This is a genomic window from Kribbella swartbergensis, from assembly GCF_054784135.1.
On the sequence record NZ_BAAGPM010000018.1, the window covers coordinates 459,605 to 472,082 of the forward strand.

Here is a 12,478-nt window from a genome sequence, read left to right on the forward strand (position 1 = left end):
CGGTACCGAATCAGGTCGCTTTGGCCGGGAGTTCGACGGTGAACCGGGCGCCGCCGGTGGGGCGGTCGGAGACCTGGATGGTGCCGTGGTGCCACTGGACGTGCCGGGCGACGATGGCCAGGCCGAGGCCGACACCGCGGCTGCGGTTACTGGTCTCGCCGCGGCCGAAGCGTTCGAAGATGCGCTCGCGGTCCTCGACCGGGATACCGGGACCGGAGTCGTCGACGGTGATGATCACGCCCAGGCCGCCGGCTTCCACACCGACGCCCTTGCAACCGCCGGCGTGGTCCTCGGCGTTCTCGACCAGGTTGGCGATGACCCGTTCCAGCCGCCGCTTGTCCGCCTGCAGGCTGAGGCCCTCGGCGTCCGGCGCCACGGTCGTCACGTCCCGCCCGGCGGTGGTGTTCGCGGCGGCGCGGACCAGGTCGGCGATCCGGACGATCTCACGGCTGCCCTGGTCGCCGCCGTCGTCCCGGGAGATCTCCAGCAGGTCGATGACCAGCCGGCGGAAGCGTTCCAGGTCGTCACCGAGCAACTCGACCGGCTCGCGGACCGGGGCCGGCAACTCGGCCCGGTGGTTCTGGATCAGCTGCATCGAGTTCAGCATCGTCATCAACGGCGTCCGCAACTCGTGGCTCACGTCGCCGGCGAACCGCGCGTCCGCCGCGACCCGGCGTTCCAGGTTCGCCGCGGTCTGGTTGAACGACTGCGCCAGCCCGCCCAGGTCCCGGTCGTTCTCCACCTGCAACCGGGCATCCAGTTGGCCGCGGGCGACCGCGTTCGCCACCCGGGTCAGAGCGGCCAGCGGCCGCAGTGCCAAGGTGCTCGCGAGCCGCCCGACGGCCAGGCCGATCAAGGCGGCGACCATCGCCGCCGAGACCAGCGTGATCTTCAACGTGCGCAAGGTGTTGTCCAGACCGGACAGCGGATGCCACTCGAAGAAGGCCTCGCCGGAACGGCTCATCGGTACGCCGACGGCCAGCACCTGCTGACCACCGACGGTGATGCGGCGATGGGCCGTCTGCCCGTTGCGAACCGTGTCGATCAGGTCCGCGGGCAGGTCGGACGGCTTGCCGGTCAGGGAGTACCACTGGTTGTCGTAGTACACCATCGAGGCGGCGGAGTCGGTGGAGGGCAGGCTGTTCAGCAGATCGATGACGCTGACGTCCGGGTTGGGCGTCGGGCTCCCGCACTCGGCCCGTTCGCGAGCCGGTCGGCACGGCTGGGGTGCGCCGTACAACCCGTAATGGAAGGCTGCGGCGTTGTCGGCCGTCTCGACCATCGCGGACGATTGGCGCTGCTCGGTGAGGTACTCCGAGACGACGCTCCAGGTGACGAGTGCCAGCACCGACGACAGTCCGAGTGCGAGCAGGCCGTATGCCAGCATGACCCGGCCCCGCAGGCTGAGCTGGAATCGTTCCCGGCTCCACCGACCCGATCGCCGCGCCCGCACAGGTCAGCTCACCAGTCGGTAGCCCAGGCCGCGGGCCGTCACCAGGTGTTTCGGGCTGGCCGGGTCGTGCTCGATCTTCAGCCGCAGCCGGCGGATGTGGACGTCGACGATCCGGCTGTCACCGAAGTACCCGTATCCCCACACCTTGGACAGCAACTGTTCGCGGCTCAGCACCTTCCCCTCGGCACCGGCCAGCTCGGCCAGCAGCTTGAACTCGGTGCGGGTCAGCGGCAGCACGGTGTCGCCGCGGCTCACCTCGGCGCCGGCGACGTCGATCCGCAGGTCGCCGACCACGAGCAGGTCCGACTGCCGCGCGTTGTTCGGCTCGACCCGTCGCAGCAGCGCCCGGATCCGCGCCGACAACTCCTTGGCCACCAGCGGTTTGGTGACGTAGTCGTCCGCACCCGCCTCCAGCCCGGCGACCACGTCGTGGCTGTCGGTCCGTGCGGTGACCATGATGACCGGTACGTCGCTGGTACGGCGGATCTCGCGGCAGACCGTGAAGCCGTCGCGATCCGGCAGCATCAGGTCCAGCAGCACCACGTCCGGCGGCTCCCGGCGCAGCGCGGCCAGAGCGTCGTACCCGTTGGCCGCCTCGGCGACCTGGTACCCCTCGTCCTCCAGGGCGAGCCGGAGTACCCGCCGGATGCGCGGCTCGTCATCGACCAACAGCAGGCTGTGTGCCACCGGTCCAGTGTGGCCTACGGAAGGCCCAAACGACGGTGACTTCTGTCATGACTTCGTCATCTTCGCGCAGGGTCGGGGTGACAAGGCTTTGACGGTTCTGTGACCACGCCTCCAGGCGGCTCCGCGAGTCCTAACTTCGGCCCTATCGAGTCCTGGAGGAGGACCAATGGCCAGAAGACGGCTGGCGGCACTATCCCTTGCCGCCGTGGCGACCCTCGTGCTCGCCGCATGCAGCAGTGGTGGCGGATCACCGTCCGGATCCGGCAGTACCGCGGCCACACCGGTCACCGGCGGCACCCTCAACATGCTCGGCGCCGGTGACGTCGACTACATGGATCCCAACCTCACCTACTACTCCGCCGGCTACCTGAACGTGCGGATGTGGGCACGCCAGCTGTTCACCTATCCGGCGGAGCCGGGCGGCGAGAACACCAAGCCGGTGGCCGACCTGGCCACCGAGATCCCGACGAAGGACAACGGCGGGATCAGCGCCGACGGGAAGACGTACACGATCAAGATCCGCCCCGGCGCACAGTGGAACACCACGCCGGCCCGGCAGGTGACCGCGGCCGACCTGGTCCGCGGCGTGAAGCGGACCGCGAACCCGTTCCAGCCGTTCGGCGGCATCCCCGACTTCGCCGACCTGATCGTCGGGTACAACGCGTTCGCCGACGGTTTCGCCAAGGTGGACAAGACCCCGGCCGCGATCCAGGCCTACATCGACAAGACACCGCTGCCCGGCGTGGTCGCCAAGGACCAGACCACGGTCGTGTTCCACCTCACCCAGCCGGCCACGTACTTCGTCGACATGCTCACCCTGCCGGCCTTCTCACCGGCCCCGGTCGAGGTGCTCAAGTACCTGCCGGGCAGCACCGAACTGGGCAACAACTTCCCGTCCGACGGCCCGTACAAGGTCGACTCCTGGGTGCCGACCAAGTCGATCTCGTACTCGCGCAACCCGGCCTGGAACGCCTCCACCGACCCGGTCCGCAAGGCGTACGTCGACAAGATCGTGGTGAACGAGACGGTCAGCCAGGAATCGGTCCAGCAGCAACTGCAGACCGGTACGCCGAGCGCAGACCTCGAGTTCGACGTCGGCCCGCCGCCGTCGCAACTGCCGGCGCTGATCGCGAAGAAGGACCCGAACCTGAACCTCGGCCCGACCGCGTCCAGCAACCCGTACGTCGTCTACAACACCGCCTCGCCGAACAACAACAAGGCGCTGGCCAACGTGAAGGTGCGCCAGGCGATCTCCTACGCGATCAACCGGGACCACGTCCTGCAGGTGCTCGGCGGCCCGACGGTGAACCCGCCGCTGACCCACGTGCTGCCGGAGAACATCCTCGGCTCCAAGCAGATCGACCCGTACCCGTACGACGTGGACAAGGCCAAGCAACTGCTGGCCGAGGCCGGTCACCCGCACCTGACGCTGAAGTTCCTGTACCGCAACGCGTCCGAGGGCAGCAGCAAGGCCTTCCAGACGATCCAGCAGGATCTGTCCAAGGCCGGGATCACGGTGGTCGGCGTACCGTCGCCGAACGCGGACTTCTACGTGAAGTACCTGCAGGTGCCGAGTGTCGCCAAACGCGGCGTCTGGGACCTGTCGCTGGCCGGCTGGGGAGCGGACTGGTACGGCAACGCGGCGCTGTCGTTCTTCAAGCCGCTGTTCTCCGGTGAGCCGTCGTACCCGCCGATCGGCAGCAACTTCGGCCTCTACTCGAACCCGGCCACCAACGCGCTGATCGACGAGGCGGCCAAGGCGACCACCGAGGAGCAGGCGGCGGAGCTGTGGGCGAAGGCCGACGCGCAGGTGATGGCCGACGCGCCGTTCTTCCCGCTCACCAACCCGAAGAACGCGAACTACCACGCGTCGCACGTGCACAACGCGGTCTACATCCCCGCGCTGCAGATGTTCGACCCCACGAACGTCTGGCTCGCCAAGGACAAGCAGGGCGGCTGACCTCATGGCCCTGCTTGAGGTAAGGGACCTCCGGGTCTCCTTCGACACCCCGGACGGCACCGTCCGCGCCGTCCGGGGCCTGTCGTTCGACGTCGAGGCCGGTCAGACGCTGGCCGTGGTCGGCGAGTCCGGCTCGGGCAAAAGCGTCGCCACCCAGACCGTCACCGGTCTGACCAGGGGAGCTCAGGTGTCCGGTACGGCGTACTTCGACGGAACGGACCTGATCAGTGCCGATCAGGCCACCCTGCGCCGGTTGCGCGGGGCCCGGATCGGGATGATCTTCCAGGACCCGCTGTCCAGCCTGCATCCGCACTACCGGATCGGCTGGCAGATCGTGGAGATGATCCGGGCGCACGACCGGGCCATCGGCAAGTCGGCGGCCCGGCAGCGGGCCGCCGACCTGCTCACCCTGGTCGGCATCCCGCGGGCCGCGGAACGGATCGACGACTACCCGCACCAGTTCTCCGGCGGGATGCGGCAACGGGTGATGATCGCGATGGCGATGGCGCTCGACCCGGCGCTGCTGATCGCGGACGAGCCGACCACCGCACTCGACGTGACCGTGCAGGCCCAGGTCCTGAACGTGATGCGCCGGCTGCAGGAGCAGTTCGGCACGGCGATCGTGCTGATCACCCACGACCTCGGTGTGGTCGCGGAGATGGCCGACGAGGTGGTGGTGATGTACGCCGGTTCGGTGATGGAACGCGCACCCCGCCGGGACATCTTCTACCGCAACCATCACCCGTACACCCAAGGGCTGCTGGCATCGTTGCCGGCCCGCAGCGGTGAGCGGCTGACCCCGATCCCGGGCAGTCCGCCGAGTCTGATCAGCCTGCCGCCCGGGTGCCCGTTCGCGTCCCGCTGCCCACATGTGTTCGACAAATGCGCGGAGACGCCGCCACTGACCGATGTCGGTGGTGATCCCCGGCACCAGTCGGCGTGCTGGCTGCCCCACGACGTCAGCGAGGCGATTGCGTCATGAGCGACGTACTGCTGAAGGTGGAGGACGTTCGGAAGGAGTTCCCCACACACTCGCGGGAGGTGGTCCGCGCGGTCGACGGCGTCTCGCTCGAGGTGCACAAGGGCGAGACGCTCGGGCTGGTCGGTGAGACCGGGTGCGGCAAGTCGACACTGGCCCGCTGCATGGCTCACCTGTACGACGTGACGTCCGGATCGGTGTGGTTCGACGGCACCGAGATCAGCACGCTGTCCCGCAAGGCGATGCGGCCGGTCCGGCGGGAGATCCAGGTGATCTTCCAGGACCCGTACGGCTCGCTGAACCCGCGCCGCCGGGTCGGCTCGATCATCGGCGACCCGTTCAGCATCCACGGCATGGCGTCGGGGCAGGAACGGAAGAAGAAGGTCCAGGAACTGATGGAGCTGGTCGGGCTGAACCCCGAGCACTACAACCGGTTCCCGGCCGAGTTCTCCGGCGGCCAGCGGCAGCGGATCGGGGTCGCCCGGGCGCTGGCACTGCGGCCGAAGCTGGTGATCTGCGACGAACCGGTGTCGGCGCTGGACGTGTCGATCCAGGCGCAGATCATCAACCTGCTGGCGGATCTGCAGCGCGAGTTCGACCTGACCTACGTGTTCATCTCGCACGATCTGTCCGTGGTCCGGCACGTCAGCGACCGGATCGCGGTGATGTACCTGGGCAAGATCGCCGAACTGGCGCCGACCGACGAGCTGTTCGGGCAGACCCGGCATCCCTACACGCGGGCGTTGCTGTCGGCGTTGCCGGTGGCGGACCCGGACACCGCCGACAGCCGTGAGCAGATCATCCTGGGTGGCGACATCCCGGCCGCGACGAACCCGCCGGAGGGGTGCAGGTTCCACACGCGGTGCCCGAAAGCCCGGGCCGACTGCGCCGCCGTCGAGCCGCCGCTGGCCGCCGTACTGGACGATGCCGACGCACATCGGACCGCGTGCATCCATCCGCTCCGGCTGGGCGAAGACCTGTCCACCGCCGTACCGGACCTGAGGGCATCATGACAGCTGCGCTCGAGATGGTTGATGTTGTCGACGAGCCGAGGGTGATCGAGGGGCGTAGTCCCTTCGTGCTGGCGTTGCGGCGGTTGCGGCGGGACAAGGTGGCGATGGTCTCGCTCGCGGTCATCGTGCTGATCGTGCTGATGGCGATCTTCGCGCCGGTGTTCGCGCACCTCACCGGGCACCCGCCGAACGAGCAGTACCGCGACATCGGGCTGACCCCGGACGGGTTGCCGCGCGGGCCGAACGCGACGTTCTGGCTCGGCACCGACGACCTCGGCCGCGACATCCTGGTGCGGATCGCATACGGCGCGCGCGTGTCGCTGCTCGTCGGCGTCATCGCGACCGCGATCACCGTCGTGATCGGCGTCGTCCTCGGGCTGGCGGCCGGTTTCCTCGGCGGGATCGTGGACACGGTGCTGGCCCGGCTGATCGACGTCGTCCTCTCGGTGCCGTTCCTGCTGGTGGCGATCGCGCTGGTGTCGGTCACCGGGCCGAGCCTGACCGTCACCGTGCTGGTGATCGGGCTCTTCAGCTGGGCGTCGGTGGCCCGGATCGTCCGCGGTCAGGTGCTGTCATTGCGCGAGCGGGAGTTCGTCGAGGCGGCCCGGTCGCTGGGGGCGGGGGACGCCCGGATCATGTTCGTCGACGTCCTGCCGAACTTGCTGGCTCCGGTGATCGTCTACACCACGCTGCTGGTCCCGACGGTGATCGTCACCCAGGCGACGCTGTCGTTCCTCGGGCTCGGACTGCCGCCGCCGACCGCCGACTGGGGCGGGATGATCAGCGCGTCGCAGAACTACTACACCACCGCCTGGTGGTTCATCCTCTTCCCCGGGCTGGCGCTGCTGATCACCACGCTGGCGTTCAACCTGTTCGGCGACGGCGTCCGGGACGCCTTCGACCCGCGCGCGGATCGGACCTGATGATGGCGCTCTTCGGCTGGGGCAACTACTGGATCGACACCGCCAACGGTACGGCCAGGAGGCGGCGATGGTTCTTTTTCTGATCCGCCGGATCGGGCACGGGATCCTCGTCCTGTGGCTCATCACGGTGGCCGTGTTCGCCCTGTTCTTCGTTGCTCCGAGCAACGTTGCGCAGACGCTGGCCGGCCGGCAGGCGACACCGGAGACGATCGCGCTGATCAAGCACCGGCTCGGGCTGGACCTGCCGGTCTGGAAGCAGTACCTGCAGTTCGTCGAGAACGCGCTGCAGGGCAACCTCGGGTACGACTACTACCACCAGGTGCCGGTGACCACGATCATCGGCCAGGCGTTGCCGATCACGGTCTCGCTCGCGCTCGGCGCCGCCGTACTGTGGTTGCTGCTCGGGGTGTTCAACGGGGTGATCTCGGCGGTGCATCCGCGGTCGGTGGCCGATCGCGGGCTGACGTTGTTCTCGTTGGTCTTCTACTCGTTCCCGTCGTTCCTGCTCGGGTTGCTGCTGCTGTACTTCCTGTACTTCCGGCTCACGCTGGCAGGGTTCCACTGGTTCCCGGCCGGTGGGTACTCGGCGCTGAGTGCCGGGGTCGGGCCGTGGTTCCAGCATCTGTTCCTGCCGTGGATCGCGCTGGCGTTGTTGCTGGCGGCCACCTACACCCGGCTGACCCGCGGATCGATGCTCGACGTGCTGGGCGAGGACTACATCCGTACGGCGCGATCGAAGGGCATCCGGGAGAGCCGCGTCATCGTCCGCCACGGCCTCCGCAGCGCGCTGACGCCGGTCGTCACCCAGTTCGGCATCGACCTCGGGCAGCTGGTCGGCGGCGTCGTGGTCATCGAGACCGTCTTCAGCCTCCCCGGTCTCGGTCAGACCGCCGTCACCGCCATCAACCAGCAGGACCTGCCCGTCATCATCGGCATCGTCCTGTTCGCCTCGGCCGCCGTCGTCGTCGCCAACATCCTCGTCGACCTCGCCTACGCCCTCCTCGACCCCCGAGTCCGTCTCCACTAGCCACCATCCCGGGGGAACCCCCGGAGCAGCCCTCCGGGGGTGGCGCTGCTCCGGGGGCCCGGGGATAAATCAGCTGACGGGACTTTGGGGGATCTCTATTCTTGGGGGCATGGCTACTTGCCTCTGTGTCTAGCTGCGGACCCGCTTCCACGCCAGAAGTGTGTCCACCAGCTATCACGGAGAGTAACCATGATCACCGTTCGCGGTGTAGAGATTCGCGTCGGCGCCCACCTCCTGCTGTCCGACCTGTCGTTCCACATCAGCCCCGGCGACCGCATCGGCCTGGTCGGCCGCAACGGCGCCGGCAAGACCACCTTGCTGAAGACGCTGGCCGGCGAGGACCGTCCGGCCGCCGGTTCCATCACCGTGTCCGGCTCCGTCGGCTACCTGCCCCAGGACCCGCGCGCCGCCGACCCGAACCTCACCGTCACGGCCCGGATCCTGTCGGCCCGCGGCCTGGACGTCGCCGTATGCAACCTGCGCAAGGCCGAGGAGGCGATGAGCACAGCCACCGGCGACGCCCAGCAGCGCGCGATGGCGGCGTACGCCCGCGCGGAGGCGGAGTTCCAGGCCGGTGGTGGCTATGCGGCCGAGGCGGAGGCGGCCCGGCTGGCGGCCGGCGTCGGCCTGCCCGCTCGCGCGCTCGAGCAGCCGGTCGGCGAACTGTCCGGCGGTCAGCGGCGCCGGGTCGAGCTGGCCCGGATCCTGTTCGCACAGCACGACACGCTGCTGCTCGACGAGCCGACCAACCACCTGGACGCCGACTCGGTGCTGTGGTTGCGGCAGTTCCTGCTCGGCTACTCGGGCGGCCTGGTCGTCATCAGCCACGACCGCGAGTTGCTGGCGGCAACGGTCAACCGGGTGTTCCACCTGGATCCGCAGCGGACCACGATCGACGTCCACAACACCGGCTGGGCGAAGTACCTCGAGCAGCTCGAGCTCGACGAGCGCCGCCGTACCCGGGAACGGAACACGGCGGAGCGCAAGGCTGCGGTCCTGCACGCCCAGGCGGCGAAGATGCAGTCCGGCGCCAACACGGCCGTTGCCGCGCGCAACATGGCGCGGCGGGCGGACAAGCTGCTCGCCGATCTGGAGCCGGTACGGCGAGCCGCCCGGGTGGCGCGGATCCGCCTGCCCGAGCCGGCGCCGTCCGGGAAGACCCCGCTCAGCGCGGTCGGTCTCAAGAAGGCGTACGGCGGCCTGCAGGTGCTGGACGGCGTCGACCTGGCCGTGGACCGGGGGAGCCGTGTCGTCATCCTCGGCCTCAACGGTGCCGGGAAGACCACGCTGCTCCGGCTCCTGGCGGGTCGTGAGCAACCGGACGACGGCAAGGTCGTCCACGGTCACGGGCTACGGCTCGGGTACTTCGCCCAGGAACACGACACCCTGGATCTGGCGGGCACCGTCCGGCAGAACCTGGCCTCGGTCGCGCCCGGCCTGACCGACGGTGAGGTCAGGAACGTGCTCGGCTCGTTCCTGTTCAGCGGCGACGACGCGGAGAAACCGGCCCACGTGCTGTCCGGCGGCGAGAAGACCCGCCTGGCGCTCGCCGGGCTGGTCCACTCCGGCGCCAACGTCCTGCTCCTGGACGAGCCGACGAACAACCTGGACCCGGCTTCCCGCGACGAAGTACTCGGTGCGGTCGGCAGCTACCCGGGCGCGATCGTCATGGTCACCCACGACGAGGGCGCCATCGAGGCCCTCCGCCCCGACCGGGTCCTCATCCTCCCCGACGCGACCGAGGACCTCTGGTCCGACGACTACCTCGACCTGGTCTCCCTCGCCTGACTTCGAGGCGAGGGGGCAGGGGCGGGGTGGCGGATCGCGTCGAGGAGGAGGTCGAGGTGACCGCGGTGCTGGGCGGTCTCTTCGATCATGTGCAGGTAGATCCACCGTAGGCTGACCAGCTTGTCTCCGAACGACGGCCGGGCGGCCAGTACGTCGAGTGAGTTGAGCCGCGCCACGACGCGCCGACTGGCGTCACACGCGGTGAGATAGAGCGCCCGGAGTTCGCCGACAGTGTTGTCCGCGGCCGAGTGGAACTCCCAGTCCCGGTCCTCGGCGAACGGCGCCGAGCGCCACGGTTCCGCACTCGGTACGTCGAGCAACTTGTGGCTGAACCACAGGTCCTCCACCGCGGCCAGGTGCTTCACGATCCCGCCGACGGTCAGGTCGGTCGCCGGCAGCACCCGCGCGGCCGCCTGCTCGTCGGTCACCTGGTCGAGCGTGCGCAGCACGCCGGCGCGATGAAAGTCCAGGAACTGCTCCAGCATCAGCCGCTCGCCGGCTGCCACCTCGGGATAATTGGTCACCGGCACAGTCTGCCCGGCCCGACACGCCGGGGACTGGCCGTACGGTGAGTGCCCAGGCTACTCTTCACATATGAAGAGTTCTGCAGATGTGCAGAGCATGGACGCCTGCAACGTGAAGCTGGTCGACCCCGAGCGGGTCGCCGCTGTCTACGCCAGGATGCCTGCCGAGCACGATGTCGTCGACACGGCCGACGTGTTCAGCCTGCTCGGCGACCCGCGCCGGCTGAAGCTGCTGGTCGCCCTGCTCGACGGGGAACTCTGCGTCTGCGATCTCGCCGCCGTCACCGGGATGAGCGAGTCCGCGACCTCGCACGCACTGCGTCTGCTCCGGGCGCACCGGGTCGTCGCCGTACGGCGGGACGGCCGGATGGCGTACTACCGCCTGGACGACGCGCACGTCCGGATGCTCGTCGACCTCGCGGTCGCGCACACAGAGCACACCGACGCCATCCACCCTGAGCGGTCCGACGCATGACTGTACTGATGCCACGCCTCCGGCGCGGCGGGTCATGGGGCTGTTGCTCCCGGCCTTCCCTCGTCGCTCCAGTCGCTTCGCTCCCTCCGCTCCTCAGTCCAGGCCGGGAGGCCCCATGACCGGGGACGCCGGGCAGGGGCATGGACATGGACATGGGCACGGGCACGGGGTCAGTGCGGCGGCGGACCGGAAGCTGCTGAGCGGGGCGCTCGCGCTGATCGTCGGGTTCATGGCGGCCGAGGTGGTCGTCGGTGTCGCGGCCGGTTCGCTGGCGCTGATCACCGACGCCGCGCACATGCTGACCGACGCGATCGCGATCGTGCTCGCCCTGATCGCGATCCGGCTGGCCGCCCGCCCACCGGCCGGCGGGTTCACCTACGGCTTCAAGCGGGTCGAGATCCTCTCCGCCCAGGCGAACGGGATCACCCTGCTGCTGCTCGCGGCGTACTTCGTCTACGAGGCGATCATGCGGATGATCCACCCGCCCGAGGTGAAGGGCGGGCTGGTGCTGATCACCGGTGTGGTCGGCATCGTGGTGAACCTGATCGCCACCTGGCTGATCAGCAAGGCGAACCGGACCAGCCTGAACGTCGAGGGCGCGTTCCAGCACATCCTGAACGACCTGTTCGCGTTCATCGCCACCGCGATCGCGGGCTTCGTCGTCCTGGTCACCGGCTTCGCCCGCGCCGACGCGATCGCCGCGCTGGTCGTGGCCGCGCTGATGCTGAAGGCCGGGGTCTCCCTGGTCCGCGACTCCGGCCGGATCTTCCTGGAGGCCGCGCCCACCGGGCTGGACCCGCAGGCGCTCGGTGCGGAGTTGTGCGCCGTCGGAGGCGTGGTCGAGGTCCACGATCTGCATGTCTGGGAGATCACCTCGGGTGAACCGGCCGCGTCCGCGCATGTCCTGGTCGCGGAGGGCCTCGACTGTCACCGGATCCGCGTGGAGATCGAGACGCTCCTGGCCGACCGTCACCGGCTGACCCACTCGACCCTTCAGGTCGACCATGCCACCGGGGACGAAGTCGAGGCTCACTGTCCCGAGGCCCACGGCACGGTCCACCGGTCGGTCACAGCCGCTGGGAGAGGACCTGACCCAGCCATTCCGAATCCTTGACCGGTACGGCGAACTCGACGTCCCGGGTGAACCCCTGCTTCTCGTAGTACCGGACGAGCGCACCATCTCCGCCCGCGAAGCAGTCCACCCGCAGCAGGCTCACCCCCGCAGAACGCGCCAGTTCGCGGGCGTGGTCGAGCAAGGCGGCACCGATGCCCTGACCGGCCGACGCGCGGTCCGTCACGAGCAGCCGCACGTACAACTCCGGCTCACTGGCCGGCGGCACGTACGGCAACGCCGCGCCCACCGCGAGTGCGCCGACCACCCGCCCGCCGGCCTCGGCCAGCCACAGCCCGCCGTCGTCGGCGAATCCGGTGATCTGCTCCACCCGCCGCGGATTCGTCGAGTGCGGCTCGGTGCCCCACTGGTCGGTCCGGCCCTGCGCCACCAGCCACTCGGTCGCGCGGTCCAGCAGCGCCAGCACATCGGGTACGGCGGAGCGCCCCGCCGGGCGGATCGTGATCACCGGTCAAGAATAGGTGTCAGCAGATGTCGAAATACGGCTGTCGGTCTCTACCTCCTGGGTGAAGGCACC

General features: G+C 69.1%; 12 protein-coding genes. 8 read left to right on the forward strand and 4 right to left on the reverse strand.

Annotated features, from left to right (window positions below; all coding sequences use genetic code 11):
- Positions 1–10 precede the first annotated feature (10 nt).
- Together ACYVOK_RS17550 and ACYVOK_RS17555 are read right to left on the reverse strand one after the other, a co-directional pair.
- Positions 11–1,387, reverse strand: a complete 1,377-nt coding sequence (locus tag ACYVOK_RS17550) for a HAMP domain-containing sensor histidine kinase (RefSeq protein WP_460663503.1) — start codon at positions 1,385–1,387, stop codon at positions 11–13.
- Positions 1,388–1,456: 69 nt separating this feature from the next.
- A complete protein-coding gene (locus ACYVOK_RS17555) occupies positions 1,457–2,140 on the reverse strand; it encodes a response regulator (protein WP_460663504.1) in 684 nt (227 codons plus the stop codon).
- Positions 2,141–2,306: 166 nt separating this feature from the next.
- Between ACYVOK_RS17555 and ACYVOK_RS17560 the strand changes: the two genes are divergently transcribed.
- The 6 genes from ACYVOK_RS17560 to ACYVOK_RS17585 all read left to right on the forward strand — a co-directional run bounded on the left by ACYVOK_RS17560 (position 2,307) and on the right by ACYVOK_RS17585 (position 9,830).
- On the forward strand, positions 2,307–4,100 hold the full coding sequence (locus ACYVOK_RS17560; protein WP_460663505.1) for an ABC transporter substrate-binding protein: 1,794 nt from the start codon (positions 2,307–2,309) through the stop codon (positions 4,098–4,100).
- A 4-nt stretch (positions 4,101–4,104) separates the two neighbouring features.
- Entirely contained in the window at positions 4,105–5,082 is a 978-nt protein-coding gene (locus tag ACYVOK_RS17565) for an ABC transporter ATP-binding protein (RefSeq protein WP_460663506.1), read from the forward strand.
- A complete protein-coding gene (locus tag ACYVOK_RS17570; protein WP_460663507.1) occupies positions 5,079–6,092 on the forward strand; it encodes an ABC transporter ATP-binding protein in 1,014 nt (337 codons plus the stop codon). The genes ACYVOK_RS17565 and ACYVOK_RS17570 overlap by 4 nt, the downstream gene beginning before the upstream one ends.
- The gene (locus tag ACYVOK_RS17575) at positions 6,089–7,015 is read left to right on the forward strand and encodes an ABC transporter permease (RefSeq protein ID WP_460663508.1); all 927 of its coding nucleotides are present in this window, start codon (positions 6,089–6,091) and stop codon (positions 7,013–7,015) included. The genes ACYVOK_RS17570 and ACYVOK_RS17575 overlap by 4 nt, the downstream gene beginning before the upstream one ends.
- A gap of 67 nt (positions 7,016–7,082) precedes the next feature.
- The gene (locus tag ACYVOK_RS17580; protein ID WP_460663509.1) at positions 7,083–8,042 is read left to right on the forward strand and encodes an ABC transporter permease; all 960 of its coding nucleotides are present in this window, start codon (positions 7,083–7,085) and stop codon (positions 8,040–8,042) included.
- 189 nt (positions 8,043–8,231) lie between these two features.
- A complete protein-coding gene (locus ACYVOK_RS17585) occupies positions 8,232–9,830 on the forward strand; it encodes an ABC-F family ATP-binding cassette domain-containing protein (RefSeq protein WP_460663510.1) in 1,599 nt (532 codons plus the stop codon).
- Here ACYVOK_RS17585 and ACYVOK_RS17590 read toward each other — a convergent pair.
- A complete protein-coding gene (locus ACYVOK_RS17590) occupies positions 9,803–10,354 on the reverse strand; it encodes a DinB family protein (protein ID WP_460663511.1) in 552 nt (183 codons plus the stop codon). The genes ACYVOK_RS17585 and ACYVOK_RS17590 overlap by 28 nt on opposite strands.
- A gap of 70 nt (positions 10,355–10,424) precedes the next feature.
- Between ACYVOK_RS17590 and ACYVOK_RS17595 the strand changes: the two genes are divergently transcribed.
- Both ACYVOK_RS17595 and ACYVOK_RS17600 read left to right on the forward strand, forming a co-directional pair.
- Positions 10,425–10,829 (forward strand): ArsR/SmtB family transcription factor, encoded by a 405-nt coding sequence (locus ACYVOK_RS17595; RefSeq protein WP_460663512.1) that lies wholly within the window; start codon positions 10,425–10,427, stop codon positions 10,827–10,829.
- 115 nt (positions 10,830–10,944) lie between these two features.
- On the forward strand, positions 10,945–11,943 hold the full coding sequence (locus ACYVOK_RS17600; RefSeq protein WP_460663513.1) for a cation diffusion facilitator family transporter: 999 nt from the start codon (positions 10,945–10,947) through the stop codon (positions 11,941–11,943).
- On the opposite strand, the gene ACYVOK_RS17605 is transcribed toward ACYVOK_RS17600, so the two are convergent.
- On the reverse strand, positions 11,897–12,409 hold the full coding sequence (locus ACYVOK_RS17605; RefSeq protein ID WP_460663514.1) for a GNAT family N-acetyltransferase: 513 nt from the start codon (positions 12,407–12,409) through the stop codon (positions 11,897–11,899). The two genes, ACYVOK_RS17600 and ACYVOK_RS17605, sit on opposite strands and share 47 nt — an antisense overlap.
- Positions 12,410–12,478 lie beyond the last annotated feature (69 nt).

Coding starts and splice junctions, on each gene's coding strand:
- ACYVOK_RS17550 (WP_460663503.1), bottom strand. CDS start 1,387: ATGCTGGCATACGGCCTGCTCGCACTCGGACTGTCGTCGGTGCTGGCA.
- ACYVOK_RS17560 (WP_460663505.1), top strand. CDS start 2,307: ATGGCCAGAAGACGGCTGGCGGCACTATCCCTTGCCGCCGTGGCGACC.
- ACYVOK_RS17565 (WP_460663506.1), top strand. CDS start 4,105: ATGGCCCTGCTTGAGGTAAGGGACCTCCGGGTCTCCTTCGACACCCCG.
- ACYVOK_RS17570 (WP_460663507.1), top strand. CDS start 5,079: ATGAGCGACGTACTGCTGAAGGTGGAGGACGTTCGGAAGGAGTTCCCC.
- ACYVOK_RS17575 (WP_460663508.1), top strand. CDS start 6,089: ATGACAGCTGCGCTCGAGATGGTTGATGTTGTCGACGAGCCGAGGGTG.
- ACYVOK_RS17580 (WP_460663509.1), top strand. CDS start 7,083: ATGGTTCTTTTTCTGATCCGCCGGATCGGGCACGGGATCCTCGTCCTG.
- ACYVOK_RS17585 (WP_460663510.1), top strand. CDS start 8,232: ATGATCACCGTTCGCGGTGTAGAGATTCGCGTCGGCGCCCACCTCCTG.
- ACYVOK_RS17595 (WP_460663512.1), top strand. CDS start 10,425: ATGAAGAGTTCTGCAGATGTGCAGAGCATGGACGCCTGCAACGTGAAG.
- ACYVOK_RS17600 (WP_460663513.1), top strand. CDS start 10,945: ATGACCGGGGACGCCGGGCAGGGGCATGGACATGGACATGGGCACGGG.